Genomic DNA, 20,115 nt, shown 5'->3' with positions numbered 1-20,115 from the left:
TTTTCGCACTCGCTTTTTTTCTGAAATAGAAAAAAGAGCTCAAACAATTGCTACAATCCCTAACGCGCCATTTTTGGTATCAATTGGCTTAAACAAAACTTACAACTTGTTAATTTATTTTAGATAACCATTTAATAGAATTATCTTTGTGTCATTAACAAAAAAGACAACCAAAAAGAATGACATTAATAAAATCAATATCAGGAATTAGAGGAACAATTGGTGGTAAAACTGCTGATAATCTTACACCAATAGATGCAGTTAAATTTGCTTCAGCTTATGGCGCATTTATAAAAGCAAGAAACAATAATAAGAAAGATATAAAAGTTGTTATTGGAAGAGATGCTCGTATTTCTGGAAAAATGATTTCTAGTTTGGTTGCCAATACTTTAGTTGGTTTAGGAATAGATGTAATTGATTTAGGCTTGTCTACAACACCAACAGTAGAAGTTGCAGTTCCTTTAGAGAATGCAGATGGAGGAATCATTTTAACAGCATCTCACAATCCAAAACAATGGAATGCTTTAAAATTATTAAACGAAAAAGGAGAATTCTTAAACGGAGCAGAAGGAGAAAAAATTCTTGAATTGGCAGAAAGTGAAGATTTTTCTTTTGCAGATGTAGATGATTTAGGAAGCTATACAAAAGACAATTCTTATTTAGAAAAACACATAAAAGAAGTTTTAAATTTAGAATTAGTAGATGTAGAAGCCATTAAAAAAGCAAACTTTAAAGTTGTTGTAGATGGTGTAAATTCTACAGGAGGTATATTTATTCCAGCTTTGTTAAAAGAATTAAATGTAGAATGTGTAGAATTATATTGTACACCAAATGGACAATTTCCACACAATCCAGAACCTTTAAAAGAGCACTTAACAGATATTTCTGAATTAGTTGTAAAAGAAAAGGCAGATTTTGGAATTGTTGTAGACCCAGATGTAGATAGACTAGCTTTAATTTCTGAAGATGGTTCTATGTTTGGAGAAGAATATACATTAGTTGCTTGTGCAGATTATGTTTTAGGAAGATTAGGTGGTGGCAATACAGTTTCTAATTTATCTTCTTCAAGAGCATTAAGAGATGTTACTCAAAAACATGGTGGAACGTATACTGCATCTGCAGTTGGAGAAGTAAATGTTGTTATTAAAATGAAAGAAACCAACACTGTAATTGGTGGAGAAGGAAATGGAGGAATCATTTACCCAGCTTCTCATTATGGACGTGATTCTTTGGTTGGAGTTGCATTGTTTTTATCGCATTTAGCAAACAAAAAAATATCTTGTAAAGAGTTAAGAGATTCGTATCCAAGTTATTTTATGAGCAAGAATAAAATTCAGTTAACACCAGAAATAGATGTTGACAAGATTTTAGAGACCATGGCATCAACATATAAAAATGAAGATGTTAACACAATAGATGGTGTAAAAATAGATTTTGCAGAAGAGTGGATTCACTTAAGAAAATCGAACACAGAACCAATTATTAGAATTTATACAGAAGCAAAATCGCAACAAGCTGCAGATGATTTAGCTGTAAGATTTATTAATGAAATTAAAGCTATAATCGCCTAGAAATCTTGAAAACAAAATTCACATTTATTGTATTTTTATTAATTTCAATGACTTTTTTTTCACAAGAAGAAGAAGTAAAAAAAACATCTAATAAAGGAAAAATGTTCTTTTATTGGGGATGGAACCGTGCAAATTATTCTAATTCAGATATTCATTTTACTGGAGATAATTACGATTTTACATTAAGAGATGTTACTGCAAAAGATAGAATAACACCATTTAATTTTTACGATTATTTTAATCCTGGTAGAATTACAATACCACAAACCAATGTTAGAGTTGGTTACTTTTTAAGTGATAATTATACAATTTCTATTGGTGTAGACCACATGAAATATGTTATGAATGCTCATCAAACTGTAAAAATCGATGGTCAGATTAATGCAGGAACTCCTTTTGATGGAGTATATGCTAATGATGATTATAGGTTAACACAAGACTTTCTAGAGTTTGAACATACAGATGGTTTAAATTATGTAAATGTAGAATTCAAACGTTTTGATGAAATTGGACATTTAGTAGGTATGAGTAACAAGAATTTTCAATTGAATGTTACAGAAGGAATTGGAGTAGGAGTTTTGTATCCAAGAACAAACGCAAAATTATTTGATCAAGAAAGATGGGATGAATTTCATGTTTCTGGTTGGGGAGTTTCTGCAGGTGTTGGCTTAAACTTAACTTTCTTTAAGCACTTTTTTATACAATCAGATTTAAAAGTTGGTTATATTAATTTATCAGATATTAGAACTACAGCAAATCTAGCAGATAGAGCGTCACAAAGTTTTACTTTTTTTGAGAGAACAATTGTTGTAGGCGCAAAATTTAATATTTTAAAAAGTAAAAAATAAGTTTTTAGATTATAAAAACTCTTTTGGCACTTTATCTCTATGTTTAAATCTTTTGTGAGACCACAAATAAAATTCTGGTTGCTGCTTAATATTTGCTTCTGTTATATCGGTATAAATATCTGTAATTTTATAATTATCAAATTCTTTTGGAGAATCTGTTATTAATTGAAACTCTGTTTCATAATAACCTCTTTTTACTTTTCTAGAAACGTAATTTATAACAACTAAATCGAATTTTTTAGAAAGCATTTCTGCACCTGTATGAACAGGAACTTTTATATTAAAGAAGTTTCGCCAATAAAAAGTTTTATGTGGTTGTGGAGATTGATCACTTAATAGAATGTAGGCACCTTGTTTTTTTTCTGAAAAATTTTTCTGCATACCCCTAACAGTATCAGAAGTTTTATAACCTATGACACCAAATTTTTCTCTAGATTTTCTAATTGTCTTTTCAAAATACTTATTATTTAATTTTGTATATGCACCATATACATCTATATTTAAAATTAAAGATAAGCTAAAAGACCATTCCCAATTTGCTTGGTGAGCGCCAACTAAAGCAATACTTTTTCCTTCTTTAGCAAACTTATTAACCAATTCTGGGTTTTTGTATTTGTATCGTTTTAATATCTGTTTTTCAGAAATAGAAAATGCTTTAACACTTTCCATAATTAAATCTGTAAAGTGTTTAAAAAACTTTTTAGAAATTACTTTACGTTCTTCATCCGTTTTTTCAGGAAAAGCAAGCTTTAAATTATCTAGAACTACTTTTTTTCTGTAACCAAAAACATGATAGATTAAAAAGAAAAAAAAATCAGATTTAATGTATAAAATTCGCATTGGTAATCGAGACATAATCCATATTAATGGATATGTAAGCGCAAAAACTAAAAATTGCATATTGGTTGTTTTTTGTGCTACAAATATCGGATTTATATTTAAAACGAAATAGTTTTACTAATCGGATTTTCTTATGTTTGTGAAACTATGGAAAATATAAATCAAGCTGTTTTATTAATTATCATTGCTAACGTTTTGGTTTCTATGAAGGGGTTTAACGATTACTCTTTTTTAGACAAATACAAATTTCAAGTAAGTAGAATTTTAAATGGAGAAAAAATACGTACAATAACATCTGGTTTTTTGCATGTAGATTGGTTGCACCTTGGTTTTAACATGTATGCCCTTTATTTATTTGGAGATATTGTTGCAAGAATTTTAGGAATTCCAGATTTCTTAATTATTTATTTTGGAAGTTTATTAGCAGGTAGTATGTATTCCTTAAAATACCATAAAGACGAACCTTACTATAGTTCTGTTGGTGCTTCTGGTGCTGTTTCAGGAATTGTATATGCTTCAATATTATTGTATCCAGAAATGGAGCTTTATTTGTTTTTTATACCAATTCCAATACCAGGTTATATTTTTGGAGTTGGTTATTTACTATATTCTATTTATGGTATGAAAAAGCAGTTAGGTAATGTTGGTCATTCTGCACATTTAGGAGGAACTATGGGAGGTTTTGCTTTAACTTTATTATTAAATCCTATTTTATTATCAACCAATAAGTTGATGGTCATTCTTTTAGCTGTACCAATTATTTTGTTATTAATTTTCGGAGATAAGCTTAAAAATTTATAGCATAAAAAAAGACTTCATAGTTAAATGAAGTCTTTTTGAGCGAAAGACCAGGTTCGAACTGGCGACATTCAGCTTGGAAGGCTGACGCTCTACCAACTGAGCTACTTTCGCGTGGTAAAGAGCTGCAAATATAATATGTTTTTTAACATTCGCAAGTGTTTTTTATAAAAAAAATCTACTTTTTTATTTGTGATAAAAATAAATTGATTGAACGGTCAGTAAATTTATATTTTTTTGTTAAATTAGCTCATTACTAACAATTAAAAATAAATTATGAAAACAAAATTACTTCTATTTTTTTCTTTTTTTTTAGCTCAAACAACTTTGGTTGGTCAATCTGTAAGTCTAACTAAAGCTACTTTTGATGTAGCTGAAACAATTTCTATTACTTGGACTGGTGGCTCTGGTTCTGGAAGTGATTGGTTAGGTATTTATTATGTTGGAGAAACTCCAGGATCAGATACATCAGCCATAAAATGGGATTATATTTCTACAACTAACGGAGCTATTGATGTGGAAAATTTAACTAGAGGAGGATTTAATAGACCTTTACCTGCAGGTAATTATTATGTAGCTTTATTACTAAACGATTCTTATACTGTTTCAGATAGTTTTAATTTTACAATATCCACAGCAGCTTCAGTTTCTTCGGATAAAACTGATTATGCAGTTAATGAAGCAGTAGCAATAACATATACAGGAGGTCTTGGCCTTTCAACAGATTGGGTTGCAATTTACGACCAAAGTGTTACGGATCCAGATGGCAGTTATTTCGAATGGAGTTATGTTACTTCAGGACAAGAAGCTGCTGGTACTTTAACAATTAATCCAACATCTCTACCAAAAGGAAACTATTATGCAGTTTTACTAACAGATGATAGTTATACGGCTCTTTCTAATAAAGTGAATTTTACGGTTGATGGAGGTGTTTTAAGCACAGATAAGCTTGTTGTAGATAAAGTGGGAGTTTACCCAAACCCAGTTAATACGATAGCAACTGTTCAAATGAAACAAAATTTTAACAAAGTAGAATTGTTAGATAATTTAGGTAGAAAAGTATTGGAGTCTAAAAATATTAATAAAAATACTTATAGATTAGATGTTCAGGATTTATCATCTGGAATATATGTTATAAGAGTTTATGGAGACAAGGTATATGACTCAAAAATTATTATTGAATAATTAAAACTTGAGTTCTAACAATAAAAAATGGTTGCTTCTAAAAGCAACCATTTTTTATTATTAATGCAAAACTGAAGTTTTGTAATTCAACAAGATATTTATTCTTTAGTTAAAATTAGTTTTTAAATATAACGGATTGTTTCTCAATCATTATTATTAAAATGTTGTGTTTAAATTTTGTTTTTGAAGATTACTTCTTAATACTTTATATAATAAAAATTTTATGAGTGGATAGTCATCGTTTTTTTGTCTAGCCTACTTTTTTCTGCAATAAAACCCATTAAATGACTTTCAATAGAAGCATCTAGAGTTGAACTTAGCAAACTTGAATCTTTAGTTTTCACTGCTCTAATCCAGTCAGTAACCAATGCCCAATCACCACCTCCATGACCACTATTTTCATAATGTTCAACATCTTTTACAGTAATATCCCATTTAGTTTTTTCTCCTGTTAAGAAATCTGTGTGTGTAAACTCATTCATATCCCCAACAATATCACCTAAAGATCCCATAACACGAGTTCTTCTTCCGTGATAAGATGTAAAAGCTTCCATAGAAAAACTTACGGTTGCACCACCTTCAAACTCCATAGAAGTAACTAAATGATCTGGCTGGTTATTTTCCATTTTATAAACACAGCGTCCATAATTGGTTTTTGCCAATTGTTCTAAAATATAATCTCCATGTTTAGCTTTATCTTCAGGTAAATCAAATACATAAGTTCTTTGTCTTTCTCTGTGATAAATTTTTAAAGCAGAGTAGGGGCAACTTGATTCTACAGTACAACCATCTGCGCACCTAGAAGTACTTCCTTCAGGTGCATTTTTAGAAGTAAACCATTTTAAGCCACCAAACGCAGAAATAGTTTCACACTTTTTACCAACTAACCACCTTAAAATATCAAGATCGTGACAAGATTTCGCTAAAATAATTGGAGTTGTTTTTTTAGAATCGTGCCAATTACCTCTTACATAAGAATGGGCCATGTGAACATGTTCAATTGGTTCTAGATGTTGAATGCTAATAGCTTCACCAATAGCGCCAGAATCCATTAATTGTTTTAAATTGATAAAATAAGGAGCATAACGTAATACATGACAAACTGCTACAATATTTCCGTTTTTCCTTTGCAATGCTAAAATGTCTCTACATTCTTGTTCTGTTGGTGCAATAGGTTTTTCTAGTAAAATATCATAACCCATTTCTAGAGCTTTTATACAAGGTCCATAATGTAAATCATCTGGAGTTGTAATAATTATAGCATCTGCAAATTTTGGTCTTTCAAAAACATGCTCCCAAGTTGTAAATCTATTGCTTTGGGGTATGTTGTGTTTTTTAGAATATCTATCTTTTCTTATATCAATAGGTTCTGCTACACCAATAATATCTAATTCATTAGGGAAGTTAACTGCGTAATTACCATATACAGTGCCACGTGAACCTGCACCAACAGTAATTGCTGTAATAGGATTTTTAATATCTGGGTTACCAAGTGGTCTTATTGGAGATGGTTTACCTATTTCTGCTTTATCATTAAAACTATACAAAGATCCTGCTAATATTGGTGTACTCGCTAAAGCTAACAAATTTTTTATAGCTTGTTTTCTATTTATTTTTTTTCCCATATTGCCATACTTGTAGTTGTTTTACTTAATGTTTTTATTCCAATTGAATTCTATATTCTAGTTAAGTACTAAAAAAAGTATCTTTGCTTTACAGACATGTTGTTTGTAATTAAAATAAAGGTTCTTGAGTATTTTTCAAATTATTGGTTGGGTTGGTTCAATTTCTTATTTAGCTTCATATTTTTTATTAAGCACAGATAGATTAAAATCAAATAGTATAACATATCAGTTTATGAATGTTTTAGGTGGAATTTGTCTTGTTATTAGTGCTTATGAATCTAATGACAACCCAAATTTATTTACAAACTTAATATGGATGCTAATTGGTTTGGCTATGATATTTGTAATTTTAAAAAAAAGAAGAAAAAAGAAAAACAAACTTTAAAGTGTAGCAAGTTCTGTCTTAAAATTTAATAGTTTAAGAGCCATGTCTTTATAAGTTGCTAAATTTTCATGATATTCCTTGTCGGTTGAATCAAATAGAGAGAGGTAATAATAAGTGCCTTCTACTAGAACAAAAATTAATTCAGCTGTTTTTTTTGGGTTTTCTATATTTATAACGTTTTGATCATTAGCCTCTTTTAAAACTTCTGCTAAATAAAAACGTAAAGAGTCGTGCAACTCTTTAAAGGCTTTTTTTATTTTCTCATCTTGAAAAATAAGGGCATAAGAACTATAGAACACACCATCATCAACTAAATTGTTCCAATCTTTTGAAAACAAATTGTCTATAGTATTTCTTAACTTTATTTCAACATTTCCATTCTCTTCAATAACATATATAGACTTATACCTTTCTAGAATATAGTTTATCAACCCAAAAATCATATCTTCTTTTGAGTTGAAATAATGCAATATTAAGCTTGTATTTACATCCATTGCTTTAGCTACTTTTGCAATTGATGTGTTTTCTAAACTTTCAATTTTTGAAACATTATAGAAAGCTTCTATAATTTCCTTTTGTCTTACGCTTTTTAAGCTTTTTCTACCCATTATATGTAAAGTTAATCATTATTTAACAAATTTAACAAAAATATTTTAAATTGACTGACTGTTCAATCAAAATATTTTATATATTTACCGCATCAACAATTTAAATAACAAAACCGAATGAAAAGATTAAATTTTTTGATTCCAATGAACAAAGCTACAATGAGATGCATTGTAAGTGTTACAAAGACAATTAAAAGTAGTATTATTTTATTGCTTTTACTTAGTTTAAACCAAAGTTTATTTGCTCAAGGAAAAACCGTAAAAGGGTCTGTTGTAGATTTTCAGACTAAAGATCCACTTCCTAATGCAACTGTATTGGTAAAAGGGACGTCAAAAGGTACTTCTACTGATTTTGATGGGATGTTCTCAATAACTGTAGATTCTGATGATGCTGTATTAGTAGTGTCTTATTTAGGTTATAAAGTTAAAGAAGTATCAGTTAAAGGAAAAACAAACTTGTCAATTGGACTTGAAACTGATTCTAACACACTTGATGAAATTGTAGTAACTGCTCTTGGTATAAAGAAAGCGGAGAAAGCATTAGGTTATTCAGTCCAAAAAGTAGAAGGAGATGTACTTAGTGTTGCCCCAGAAGCAAATGTATTAAGTAATTTAACAGGTAAAGTTGCAGGTCTTACTGTTTATAATAGTTCTGAATTTTATACAACACCTTCTATTAGTTTAAGAGGAGAAAGCCCGTTAGTTGTAATAGATGGTGTACCAATTTCTACAAATTTTTACAACATTAGTCCAAATGATATAGAAGAAATGAATGTACTTAAAGGTGCAACAGCATCTGCGTTATATGGTTCTAGAGGTGCTGGTGGTGCTATAATGATAACAACTAAAAAAGGAAAAGTTGGAAAAACAACTGTAAATTTTAATACAAGTTCTACATTTAATGCTGGTTATATTGCAATACCAAAACCTCAAACAGTTTATGGTAGTGGAGATAATGGTAGATATAGTTATGTAGATGGTGCTGGAGGTGGTACAAATGATGCAGGGACTTATATTTGGGGGCCAAGATTAGATGTTAGAGACCCTTCAACAGCAAGTGGTTTTAAAGAAATTTCTCAATGGGATAGCCCTGTAGATCCAGTTACAGGTAATAGAATTCCTACTCCTTGGATTTCTCGTGGTAAAGATAATTTACAAAACTTTTTAGGTGCAGGTTTTATAACTTCAAATAATATTAGTGTTTCTAGTAGTAATGATAAAGGTGCTTACAGAGTTTCTGCAACACATGTATATCAACAAGGTCAAGTGCCTAATACTCAATTAAACAATATTACTTTCGATATAAGTGGTAGTACTAAAATTGGTGGGCTTGATGTTGAGTCTTCTTTAACCTATAACAAGCAGTTTACTCCAAATCTTCCACAATCTGGTTATGGAGGTGATAATTATGTATACAACTTATTAGTATGGTCTGGAGTAGATTTTGATGTAAGAGATTTTAAAGATTATTGGGAAGTTGAAGGATTAGAGCAGAGATATTATCAAAAAACACCATTTTATAATAACCCGTATTTTTTAGCTAATGAAAATGAAAGTGGTTATTATGAAGATGGAGTTTATGGTTATTTGACTATGAATTATGATATTACTGACGATTTATCTGTAATAAGTAGAACAGGTATAAATGCTAATTTTGTAAGAGGTTCTGAAAACACACCAATAAGTCAAAGTCAAGGATTAGGTAATTATTCTGAATATTCTACGTATGATTTTACAGTAAATTCAGATTTATTATTAATTTATGATAAAGAATTATCAGAAGATTTCGATTTAAATGCATTAGGTGGAGCAACACTTAACTTTAATGAATATAGATCTCTTTCTGCAGCAACAGATGGTTTGAATTTACCAGATTTTTATTCTTTATCAAACTCAACTAATCCAGTAAGTGCTTCAAATTATCAGAGTCAAAAACAGATAAATAGTATTTATGGTAAATTAAGTTTAAATTATAAGAATAGTGTATTTCTAGATGTAACTGGGCGTAATGATTGGTCTTCTACTTTACCAAAAGAAACAAGATCATATTTCTATCCGTCTGCAGCTTTAAGTACAGTAGTTTCGGAATTTATAAAGTTACCTGAATTTATATCATTTGCTAAATTAAGAGGATCTTGGACAATTTCAAAAGAAGATTTAAGTCTTTATAGTTTAAACCCTGTTTATTCAGTTAATGCAGATGTTTGGGGTGGTCAAAGTACGGCTTCATATCCAGGAAGCATTAGAGGAGATAATGTAAGTCCAGAGGAAACTAGAACTTATGAGTTTGGTGCAGATTTAAGATTCTTTAAAAGTAGATTGAAGTTAGATGTTTCTTACTTTAACAGCTTATCTTATAACATTATAAGCAATGCACCTGTATCTAGTGCATCTGGTTTTTCAAGTAAGACAACTAATACAGATGAAAGATTTGAAAAAAGAGGAGTTGAAGTAAGTTTAGATTTTGCCGCAATAAAAAAAGAAGATTTTCAGTGGAACACATTAGTAAACTGGTCTACTTATAATACTTATTGGGATAGATTAGATCCAGAATTTACATCAAACAATCCTTGGATTTATGAAGGAGCAAGAACAGATAATTATTTAATTTACGATTGGGTTAGAGATCCAGAAGGAAATATAGTTCATAGTAACGGATTTCCTGTATTGGATACTAATTTAAGTGTACAGGGTTACACAAGACCAGACTATGTTTGGGCTTTTATTAACAACTTTAAATATAAAGATTTCTCACTTTCATTATCTTTTGATGGACGTGTTGGAGGTACTTTTCATTCAAGAACAAATCAATCGTTATGGAATTCTGGAGCGCATCCAGATTCTGTAAACCAATTTCGTGAAGCAGCTACAAATGGTATAAACAATTATGTTGCACCAGGAGTTGTAGTTACAAGTGGAGAGTTAATTCGTGATGAAAAAGGAGAAACTGTAAGTGATACAAGAGTATTTGAAGCTAATACGCAGCAGGTTAGTTATATAACGTACCAGAAAAGATATAATCCTTCTGTTTATGACGTTTCAGCTAGACAAAACCTTTTTAAACAAACATTTGGTAAATTAAGAGAGGTTTCAATCGGATATTCAATTCCTAAAGATGTTTGTAAAAGTATAGGGTTGAATACTATGAATGTTAACCTTGTAGGAAGAAATTTATTTCTTTTCAACACTGCCAGATACGGGTACAGATGATCTTTCTTCAGCTTCTCAAAGAAATATAGGATTTAACATACAACTCTCATTCTAATCAAAAAATGATCAAGACCATGAAAAATAATAATTTTATCTTCTCTTTTTTAATAATACTAGTTTTTAACGCATGTACTGGTAATTTTGATGAATTAGGGAAAAACCCAAATAGTCCTGAGGAAGTTACTCCAGGGTTATTATTTACAAGTGCGTCATTAAATATAGCAAGTCCATCTTATGGTAAAACACTTTTTAATCATCCAATGTTGGTTAAGCAAGTAGTTTGGACAGAAACCATAGAATCTTATCAATATAATTTTTTCGATAGAGCTGGTTTTGGAACCTATTCAAGTATTCGAAATGTTGTTAAAATGATGGAAGAAGCAGAAAGAACTAATGAAGATGTTTACATTGGATTAGGACATTTTCTTAAAGCTTGGCACTTTTATAGTTTAACAATGACTTTTGGAGATGTTCCTTATAGTGAAGCTTCTTTAGGTGAAACAGACGGTTTATTCGATCCAATTTATGACACTCAAGAAGATGTTTTTATAGGAGTTTTAGATAATTTAGAAAAAGCAAATACAATATTAGCAAACACCAATGGTGTAATAAATGGTGATGTTGTTTATAATGGTGATGTTTTATCATGGAGAAAAGCAGTAAATTCTTTTTCTTTAAAAGTATTAATTAGTTTAAGTAAAAAAGCAGGTAATAGTACTATAAATATTGCTCAAAAATTTGCTAAAATTATTAACGACCCTAGTACTTACCCAATATTTACCTCTAATGATGATAATTTGCAATTAGATTTTTCTGATGTTGGAGGAGAGCGTTACCCATTTTGGAATACAACTCACGCTCAATATCCACATATGGATGAGTTTATTACGGAACTTCTTAAGCGTAATGAAGATAGACGTCTTTTCTTTTTTGCAGCACCAACACAACAAGCTTTAAGCGGAGGATTACAAACAGATGATTTTGATGCTTATGTTGGAGCAGATGGTACAAGCGATTTTAATGACATCGTTGCACAAGAAGCAAGTAAAAACCTTTCTAGAATTCATAGTAGATATTATGAAAACTTTGATGCAGAACCTTATGTAACAGCTAGTTATTGGGAATTACAATTTAACATTGCAGAAGCAGCACAAAGAGGTTGGATTACTAACAATGCAGCAGATTATTATAATGAAGGAATTAGAGCAAATATTCAATTCTATCGCAACAATGCAATTAGTTATGATAATGTGTCTGTAAATGATTCTTATATAAATGATTATATTAGTAGCGCTAATGTATTGTATAATCCTTCAAATGGTATAGAACAGATTTTAACTCAAAAATATATCGCTTCTTTTATCAATTCAGAATATACAGTTTATTATGACTATAGACGTACTGGGTTCCCAGATTTACCAATTAACCCATCTACATCTTTAAATGTAGGTAGTGAGAATAAAATTCCAACACGTTGGAGATACCCACAAAGTGAATTAAACTACAATACTGTAAACGTAGAGGAAGCTATTAAAAGACAATATAGCGAAGACAATGTAAACAGTTTAATGTGGATATTAAAATAATTAAATAAAGTAAACAATTATGAAAAATTTAAATTTTTGGAAATATACTCTATTAGTAATTTGTTCGGTAACAATTTTTTCATGTTCATCTGCAGATGAGGAAACCAATGAAGTTTATGTATATTTTCCTGATGCTTCTTTAAATATAAAAGAAGATGCTACAGAAGCTACAAAAATTCCAGTACAACTATTTACTATTGGTAGTTTACAAGACAATGTTCAGATAAATTACACTTTAGTCGGAGATGGTTTAAATAGAGTTACAGATCAATCTGAAGGTGTTATAACATTAGAAAAAGGTTATGAATCTTATATTGGTTATATAGTTTTAAAACCAGAAAATAATGATTTAGGAGATGGTGATGCAGAATTATCTATTTCATTAACAAGTTCTAACCCCAATGTTATTTTTGGTCTAGGTCCAGAAAACGATAACAGTACATTAGCAATAACAGTTTTAGATGATGAATGTACAAATCAAATAGATGTTTTTCCTGGAACATTAACTAATAACGCAACCTATGGTTCAGAGACAAGTATCAATACAACTCTTAATGGTGATGTGTTAACTATAAATGGAGATTTTATTGGTTATAGTGCATTGAGTAATGCAACTTTAGATCTTGTTTTAACACCATCATCTCCTGGTGCTTCAGATGGTAAAGTTACTTTCGAAGCTGCTGAAGTAGGTGTAGATAGTGACGGTTATTACTACTATTTAAGTCCAAAAGGAGAAGGTACATACGATGCGTGTGTTGGAGAAATAAAATTTGAGTTTTATATATATTATTACGATGGAGGCTGGGTTTATTGGTACTCATCTAGTAATGTAATTACAATACCATAATATTATTTGAATTAGTGTTAATTATAGCATAGAAAGAAAAAGATTTCTTTCTATGCTATATTAATTTAATTACTTGTTTTTTAAGTTAAAATAAAACCTTTATAAAAATTAAAATCTATAATTATGACTTCTAGAAGAAATTTCATAAAAAAATCTGCATTAACAGGATTAGGAATGTCTGTACTACCAAATATAACTTACGGTTCTAATTTAAAGTCACCCCAACAAAAACTTAAACTTGCTTTTATAGGTGTAGGTTTAAGAGGATCACAACATTTAAAAAATGCGCTGTTAAGAAAAGATCTTGAAATAACTGCCATTTGTGATATAGACCCAGAACGAATTAGAATTGCTCTTAATAATATTGATAAAGCAGGTTTTTCTAAACCACAAGTATTTGGAAGTTCAGATTACGATTATAGAAACCTTTTAGATTTAAAAAATGTAGATGCGGTAATTATTTCTACTCCTTGGTTATGGCATACAAAAATGGCTGTAGATACAATGAAAGCTGGTAAATATACTGGTTTAGAAGTTTCAGCAGCTAACACTTTAGAAGAATGTTGGGATTTAGTAAATACACATGAAGCAACAGGAACTAATTTAATGTTATTAGAAAATGTAAATTATAGAAGAGATGTATTAGCGGTACTAAATATGGTAAAGCAAAACGTTTTTGGAGAATTAGTACATTTTAGATGTGGTTACCAACATGACTTACGTTTTGTAAAATTAAATGATGGTAAAAGTGCTTATGGTAGAGGAGTAGAGTTTGGCGAAAAAGGAATTTCTGAATCTAAATGGCGTACACAGCATTCTTTGTTAAGAAATGCAGACGTTTATCCTACTCACGGTATTGGTCCAATTGCAGCAATGTCTAACATTAATAGAGGAAATAGATTTACCTCTTTAACTGCTAATGCTAGTAAAGGAATTGGTCTACATAATTATATTGTAAAAAACGGAGGAGAATCTCACCCAAACGCAAAATTAAAGTTTAAACAAGGAGACGTTATTACAAGTACTATAGAAACTGCAAATGGAGAAACAATTATTGTAACACATGATTGTAATTTACCTAGACCATACTCTTTAGGTTTTAGAGTGCAAGGAGCAAATGGTTTGTGGGAAGTTGACGGAAATAGAATGTATATAGAAGGTAAATCTAGTCCTCACAAATGGGATGAAGCAGATGAGTGGTTAAAAAAATATGATCATCCATTATGGAAAAAATATGGAGAAGCTGCAACTGGAGCTGGTCATGGTGGAATGGACTTTTTTGTGTTGAATGCCTTTGTAGAATCTGCAAAAGAAAATATAGCGCCACCAATTGATGCATATGATGCCGCAGCTTGGAGTGCAATTACGCCACTTTCAGAATTATCTATAGAAAATAATGGAGCACCTCAAGATTTTCCAGATTTTACAAGAGGTAACTGGGTTAAGAACAAACCTTATAATTGGATGAAAGACACGTTTTAATTCATTCAAAGAGTTTTAATAAAAGATAATTCTCAAATAAAATATAAGTATTTATAGATTATATCAATAAAAAGAGATAATCAAAAACAAAACTATAACATAATGAAAAAAATAACTTTTATCCTATTTATTAGCATATTAACCGTTGGTTTTAGTTGCCAGTCTAATAAAGCTCAAACCATATTAGAAGAGGAAGAAGAAGAACTAATAATTCCAGAAGATAAATTTGATGGAACATTAAAAGTTTTATCTCTAAATACTTGGCACGAAGGAACCTCTGTAACTGGTGGATTCAAAGCTATTGCTGAAGTAATTATACAATCGAAAGCAGATATTGTTATTCTTGTTGAAATACGTAATTATGATAATGTAGTATTTAGTAATAAAATTAAAGAAGAATTAGAAAATAGAAATGAATCTTTTTTTACTTTTAATTCAGGAAAATCAGCAATAATACTTTCTAAATTTCCAATAACATCAAACCCTAACTTAAATTCTTCTTCACTATCTAAATCAATTATTAAATTAAACGATACTACTTCTGTTGCAGTATATGGTGCGCATTTAGATTATACACACTATGCCTGTTATTTACCAAGAGGTTATGATGGTATTACGTGGGAAAAGTTGCCAGAACCAATTCTTGATGTTGCAGAAATATTAGCACAAAATAAAGCTTCAGAAAGAGATGAAGCTATAGATCTTTTTGTAAATGATGCAGCTACAGAAAAAAGTAAAGGAAATATTGTTCTTTTAGGTGGAGATTTTAACGAACCATCTCATTTAGATTGGACTTCAGCTACAAAAGATATGTTTGACCATAATGGAACTGTAGTACCTTGGCATAATAGTGTAACTCTTAAAAATGAAAACTATTTAGATGCATATAGGGTAAAATATCCAAACCCAGTTACACATCCAGGACATACTTGGGCTGCATATAACACTCGTGTTCCAATTTCTAAATTAGTATGGACTCCAGATGCAGATGATAGAGATCGTATAGATTTTATTTATTATAATGATGACGCTCGTTTAACTTTAGAAGACATAGTTATTGTAGGTCCTTCTGGAAGCGTAGTTAGAGGACAAGGTGTAGAAGAAACTTCTTCAGATAAATTTATATTATCTCAAGGTGTATGGCCTTCAGACCATAAAGGTGTTTTAGCAACTTTTAAAATAGAATAAAAGGAAAATAGGTTTTTCTGAAAAATAACTTCTTTTCAAATTAATGGAAAGAATCTCAAGAAATAAAATTTAAAAAAGATGATTTTAAAACAAACAATTATTATAATCTTTCTTATTGTTACTTTTTCAGCTAAAAGTCAAGTTAAAGACCCAATTAAAGAATATCAATATTATATTGAAAACGAACAAGTAATTAGTGAAAACAAATTAGATGCGCACGCATCATTTACTCCTTTTTCAACTAAAGATGATGCTCTTAACAACACAAATACACTGAAACAATCTTTAGATGGTTTGTGGAAATTTAGCTGGGTGAAAAATCCAAAAAATAGACCAACTTCTTTTATGAACCCAACTGAAAGTGTTTCAGATTGGGGAGAGATTAAAGTACCTGCAAATTGGGAAGTAGAAGGTTTTGGAGTTCCCATTTATGTAAATCATCAATATGAATTTACAGATTATAAAGCAATGGTTGCAGATGATATGGAATTGGTGGATAGAGTATATCCTAAAAATCCAGGAGATGTTCCAGATAATTACAATCCTGTAGGTTCTTACAGGCGTAATTTTACTATTGATGATTCTTGGGATGGAAAAGAATTATTTCTTCATATTGGGGCAATGAAATCTGGAGGTTTTGTTTGGTTAAATGGCGAATATGTAGGCTATTCTCAAGGTAGTAAATTACCTGCGGAATTCAATATTACTAAAATGGCCAAAAAAGGCGAAAATACAATCGCTATTCAAATTTTTAGATGGACAGATGGTTCATATTTAGAATGTCAAGATTTTTGGAGAATTAGTGGAATTGAACGCAGCGTATTTATTTATGCTCAGCCAAAAGTTCGTATTCAAGATTTTGAGGTTGTTTCCAATTTAGATGGCGCTTATAAAAATGGAGTTTTAGATCTTTCTGTAGTTTTAGAAAATAATTCTCAAAAAAAATCAAAAGGTATTTTTTCTTATAAACTTTTAGATGAAAGTCAAGTTGAGGTTTTATCAGGAGAAAAAGAATTTTCTATTCAAAAAAATAAAAAACAAACCATTTCTTTTGAAGGAATTATAAAAGATGTAAAACAATGGAGTGCAGAACACCCTAATTTATATACGTTAGTTTTAGATTTAGCTGATAAAAAAGGTAAAACAGAAGAAGCCACTTCAATTAAAATAGGGTTTAGGACTGTTGAAATAAAACAAGGTTTGCTTTTAGTAAATGGGCAAAGAATAACCTTAAAAGGTGTGAATGCGCAAGAAGCAGATCCAGAAACTGGTCATGTAATGTCTGAAGAGATGATAATGAAAGACATTACTTTATGGAAAGAAAACAACATAAATGCCGTTAGATTAAGCCATTATCCAAGAGGAAGAAAGTTTTATGAATTGTGTGATGCCTATGGTATTTATGTAGTTGATGAAGCTAATATAGAATCTCACGGAATGTATTATGGCAAATATTCTTTAGCCAAGAATGATAAATGGGAAAAAGCTCATGTAGACAGAATGGTTCGTATGGTAAAACGTGATAAAAATCATCCTTCTGTTATTATTTGGTCAATGGGAAATGAGGCTGGAAATGGCGTAAATTTCTTTAAAGGTTATGGTGCTATTAAAGCCAATGATAAATCGAAACGCCCAGTGCAATATGAGCGAACTTACAGAGATTATGAAGTAAATTTGCTGGATATGGAAACAAATACAGATATTATAGTCCCCCAATATCCATCTCCAGCAACTTTCGAATACGTAGGTAAATCTAAAACAAACAGACCATTTATACCAAGTGAATATGCCCATGCAATGGGAAATAGCACAGGTAATTTTCAGGATTATTGGACTATTATTGAAAAATATGACAATCTTCAAGGTGGTTTTATTTGGGATTGGGTAGATCAATCTATTTGGAAAACCAATGAAAAAGGAGAACGTTATTATGCGTATGGAGGTGATTTTGGTAAAAATATGCCAACTGATAATTCCTTCTTAAATAACGGAATTGTGTTTCCGGACAGAACACCACAACCTGCTTTGTATGAAGTTAAAAAGGCACATGAATTTATCAATTTTAAAGAAAGAGGCATCAGTAAAAAATATAATGAATTAAAAGTTTTAGTTGAGAATTTGTATGATTTTACAAACTTAAATGCATTCAATTTTATAGCATACATTAAAGCTGATGGAAATATTCTTAAAACAATTAATATTGAAGATTTAAGTGTAGAAACACATACAGGAAAATTGATAAGAGTTTCTTTAGATGATATTGATTTTAAAAAAAACACAGAATATTTCGTAGAAATTTCTGCAACTATAAAATCCAAATGGGGAATTTTGCCAAAAGGATATGAAGTAGCTCATGAGCAAATAGCATTAGATTCAAAATATACAAAGGAAACTTCAGTAGTAGCATCAAATAGTACATTAAAAGTGTCAAGTTCTAGTCAAACTATTACTGTTTCTAATGATAAATTGCATTTAGTTTTTGATAAAAATGAAGGAAGATTAACTTCATACAAATACAACAATAACGAGTATTTAAAAGACGGAAAAGGACCAAAGCCAAATTTTTGGCGCGCTGTAACCGACAATGATTTTGGAAACAGTATGCAAAAAAAGAATATCGATTGGAAAAAAGCATCTTTATTTTCTAAAGTAACAGAAGCTAAACATGCTACTTTAGAAAACGGAACCGTAAAATTAGAAATTGTTTATCAATTACCAGGAATAGAAACCACTTTTTTATCAGTTTATACAATTAACGGAAATGGAGTAGTTGAAATTGAAAATACATTAAACGAGACAGCAAATACAAGTGATATTCCAAGAATTGGTATGCGTATGCAAATGCCAAAAGAATATGATAATATGACGTATTTTGGTAGAGGTCCATGGGAAAATTATCAAGACAGAAAAGCCGCAGCTTTTATAGACTTATATGAATCAAAAGTAGCAGATCAATACGTTCCATATATTAGACCTCAAGAAAATGGTTATAAAACTGATGTGCGTTGGATGGCATTATCAAACAATAACAACAACGGATTGTTAGTAGTTGCTACAAATACAAAAAAAGGTCTTGGAATTAGTGCTTTGCACATGCCAAATGAAGATTTTGATACTACTTCTGGTTTAGATTATGGTGGTGGAAAAGTGGAGAAAACATATCAAATTGATGGAATTCCTGAAGTAAATTCGAGTAAGCATACCATAGATGTTATAGAACAAGATTTAGTTCAAGTAAATATCGATTTAGAACAACGTGGAGTTGGTGGAGATGATAGTTGGTATGCAAAACCTCAAAAAGAGTACATGCGTTTTGGAAACAAAAAGTATCATTATGGCTTTTATTTAATTCCGTTTGAAAACAGTACAAAAGAAGACTTTATAGAATTGAGTAAAAAATATAATTAATAAAATTTTCTACCACAAAATTATCTTTGAGTTTTTAATTATTTCTCATTTTATAAACATGAATTTGCTATTGAATAGATTTTTTAAATTTATTCAATAGTATTCGTGTAGTAATTTTATCACACTCAATAAGTTAAATATAGCTAGGTGTTTTTAAAAGATGAATTAAGTTTTTACTTAAATCACAATCTTCATTTAATTTATGTTATGCAACGTTTTCTTTCAAAAATTCCATTTTTAAACTAGTTGACAATTAATCTACCTTTAGTAAATTAAATAGTTCAATATTATAAAAAGCGTTTACTTTTTCTTATTCTCTTTGTAAAAGTCAAAAAACGAGCGCATAAAAAAACGAATTGTGAGACACAATTCGTTGATTTTATTAACATTAAGTTTGTAGCGAGAACGGGATTTGAACCCGTGACCTCAGGGTTATGAATTTAACATAAATCCTGATTTTTTAAGCTTTTATGCTCTATTTTAACTAAATCGTGTACCGAAGTGTGTACTCTAATTTATAATAAATTTCTGTTC

At 30.1% G+C, this 20,115-nt stretch carries 14 protein-coding genes and 1 tRNA gene; 11 read left to right on the top strand and 4 right to left on the bottom strand.

The features are described 5' to 3' along the window. Window positions 1–179: 179 nt before the first annotated feature. On the top strand, window positions 180–1,571 hold the full coding sequence (glmM, locus tag H9W90_RS06620) for a phosphoglucosamine mutase (RefSeq protein WP_187483659.1): 1,392 nt from the start codon (window positions 180–182) through the stop codon (window positions 1,569–1,571). Window positions 1,572–1,576: 5 nt separating this feature from the next. Then, window positions 1,577–2,419 (top strand): hypothetical protein, encoded by an 843-nt coding sequence (locus tag H9W90_RS06615; protein ID WP_367890069.1) that lies wholly within the window; start codon window positions 1,577–1,579, stop codon window positions 2,417–2,419. 9 nt (window positions 2,420–2,428) lie between these two features. Here the strand turns inward: H9W90_RS06615 and H9W90_RS06610 are convergent, their stop codons facing one another. Beyond that, the gene (locus tag H9W90_RS06610) at window positions 2,429–3,319 is read right to left on the bottom strand and encodes a lysophospholipid acyltransferase family protein (protein ID WP_187483658.1); all 891 of its coding nucleotides are present in this window, start codon (window positions 3,317–3,319) and stop codon (window positions 2,429–2,431) included. An 87-nt stretch (window positions 3,320–3,406) separates the two neighbouring features. Between H9W90_RS06610 and H9W90_RS06605 the strand changes: the two genes are divergently transcribed. Further along, window positions 3,407–4,060, top strand: a complete 654-nt coding sequence (locus H9W90_RS06605) for a rhomboid family intramembrane serine protease (RefSeq protein ID WP_187483657.1) — start codon at window positions 3,407–3,409, stop codon at window positions 4,058–4,060. Window positions 4,061–4,098: 38 nt separating this feature from the next. Here the strand turns inward: H9W90_RS06605 and H9W90_RS06600 are convergent. Continuing rightward, a tRNA-Gly gene (locus H9W90_RS06600) sits at window positions 4,099–4,171 on the bottom strand. A 162-nt stretch (window positions 4,172–4,333) separates the two neighbouring features. Between H9W90_RS06600 and H9W90_RS06595 the strand changes: the two genes are divergently transcribed. After that, window positions 4,334–5,242, top strand: coding sequence for a T9SS type A sorting domain-containing protein (locus H9W90_RS06595; protein ID WP_187483656.1), 909 nt, complete (start codon window positions 4,334–4,336; stop codon window positions 5,240–5,242). Between the two features lie 221 nt (window positions 5,243–5,463). On the opposite strand, the gene H9W90_RS06590 is transcribed toward H9W90_RS06595, so the two are convergent. Continuing rightward, window positions 5,464–6,867, bottom strand: coding sequence for a Gfo/Idh/MocA family protein (locus H9W90_RS06590; RefSeq protein ID WP_187483655.1), 1,404 nt, complete (start codon window positions 6,865–6,867; stop codon window positions 5,464–5,466). A gap of 124 nt (window positions 6,868–6,991) precedes the next feature. Between H9W90_RS06590 and H9W90_RS06585 the strand changes: the two genes are divergently transcribed. Beyond that, entirely contained in the window at window positions 6,992–7,252 is a 261-nt protein-coding gene (locus tag H9W90_RS06585) for a CBU_0592 family membrane protein (RefSeq protein WP_187483654.1), read from the top strand. Here H9W90_RS06585 and H9W90_RS06580 read toward each other — a convergent pair. Continuing rightward, entirely contained in the window at window positions 7,249–7,860 is a 612-nt protein-coding gene (locus tag H9W90_RS06580; RefSeq protein ID WP_187483653.1) for a TetR family transcriptional regulator, read from the bottom strand. The two genes, H9W90_RS06585 and H9W90_RS06580, sit on opposite strands and share 4 nt — an antisense overlap. 117 nt (window positions 7,861–7,977) lie before the next feature. Here H9W90_RS06580 and H9W90_RS06575 point away from each other — a divergent pair, with 117 nt between their 5' ends. From H9W90_RS06575 to H9W90_RS06550, 6 genes are all read left to right on the top strand, one after another. Further along, window positions 7,978–11,070: a SusC/RagA family TonB-linked outer membrane protein gene (locus H9W90_RS06575; RefSeq protein WP_187483652.1), complete on the top strand. Its 3,093-nt coding sequence runs from the start codon at window positions 7,978–7,980 to the stop codon at window positions 11,068–11,070. A 74-nt stretch (window positions 11,071–11,144) separates the two neighbouring features. After that, window positions 11,145–12,656 (top strand): SusD/RagB family nutrient-binding outer membrane lipoprotein, encoded by a 1,512-nt coding sequence (locus H9W90_RS06570; protein ID WP_187483651.1) that lies wholly within the window; start codon window positions 11,145–11,147, stop codon window positions 12,654–12,656. A gap of 19 nt (window positions 12,657–12,675) precedes the next feature. Continuing rightward, complete coding sequence (locus tag H9W90_RS06565; RefSeq protein ID WP_187483650.1) at window positions 12,676–13,503, top strand: hypothetical protein; 828 nt, start codon at window positions 12,676–12,678, stop codon at window positions 13,501–13,503. 123 nt (window positions 13,504–13,626) lie between these two features. Next, window positions 13,627–14,985, top strand: a complete 1,359-nt coding sequence (locus H9W90_RS06560; RefSeq protein WP_187483649.1) for a Gfo/Idh/MocA family protein — start codon at window positions 13,627–13,629, stop codon at window positions 14,983–14,985. Between the two features lie 102 nt (window positions 14,986–15,087). After that, the gene (locus H9W90_RS06555; RefSeq protein ID WP_187483648.1) at window positions 15,088–16,173 is read left to right on the top strand and encodes an endonuclease/exonuclease/phosphatase family protein; all 1,086 of its coding nucleotides are present in this window, start codon (window positions 15,088–15,090) and stop codon (window positions 16,171–16,173) included. 78 nt (window positions 16,174–16,251) lie between these two features. Then, on the top strand, window positions 16,252–19,581 hold the full coding sequence (locus H9W90_RS06550) for a glycoside hydrolase family 2 TIM barrel-domain containing protein (RefSeq protein ID WP_187483647.1): 3,330 nt from the start codon (window positions 16,252–16,254) through the stop codon (window positions 19,579–19,581). The last annotated feature ends 534 nt before the right edge of the window (window positions 19,582–20,115 follow it).

Origin of the sequence: Polaribacter pectinis (assembly GCF_014352875.1) — a bacterium.
GTDB lineage: Bacteria > Bacteroidota > Bacteroidia > Flavobacteriales > Flavobacteriaceae > Polaribacter > Polaribacter pectinis.
This window is presented reverse-complemented; position numbering and strand designations above follow the sequence as displayed.

Bases quoted from the DNA above. Each gene is read 5' to 3' on its own strand.
- glmM (WP_187483659.1), top strand. From the start codon at position 180: ATGACATTAATAAAATCAATATCAGGAATTAGAGGAACAATTGGTGGT.
- H9W90_RS06610 (WP_187483658.1), bottom strand. From the start codon at position 3,319: ATGCAATTTTTAGTTTTTGCGCTTACATATCCATTAATATGGATTATG.
- H9W90_RS06605 (WP_187483657.1), top strand. From the start codon at position 3,407: ATGGAAAATATAAATCAAGCTGTTTTATTAATTATCATTGCTAACGTT.
- H9W90_RS06595 (WP_187483656.1), top strand. From the start codon at position 4,334: ATGAAAACAAAATTACTTCTATTTTTTTCTTTTTTTTTAGCTCAAACA.
- H9W90_RS06590 (WP_187483655.1), bottom strand. From the start codon at position 6,867: ATGGGAAAAAAAATAAATAGAAAACAAGCTATAAAAAATTTGTTAGCT.
- H9W90_RS06580 (WP_187483653.1), bottom strand. From the start codon at position 7,860: ATGGGTAGAAAAAGCTTAAAAAGCGTAAGACAAAAGGAAATTATAGAA.
- H9W90_RS06575 (WP_187483652.1), top strand. From the start codon at position 7,978: ATGAAAAGATTAAATTTTTTGATTCCAATGAACAAAGCTACAATGAGA.
- H9W90_RS06570 (WP_187483651.1), top strand. From the start codon at position 11,145: ATGAAAAATAATAATTTTATCTTCTCTTTTTTAATAATACTAGTTTTT.
- H9W90_RS06565 (WP_187483650.1), top strand. From the start codon at position 12,676: ATGAAAAATTTAAATTTTTGGAAATATACTCTATTAGTAATTTGTTCG.
- H9W90_RS06560 (WP_187483649.1), top strand. From the start codon at position 13,627: ATGACTTCTAGAAGAAATTTCATAAAAAAATCTGCATTAACAGGATTA.
- H9W90_RS06555 (WP_187483648.1), top strand. From the start codon at position 15,088: ATGAAAAAAATAACTTTTATCCTATTTATTAGCATATTAACCGTTGGT.
- H9W90_RS06550 (WP_187483647.1), top strand. From the start codon at position 16,252: ATGATTTTAAAACAAACAATTATTATAATCTTTCTTATTGTTACTTTT.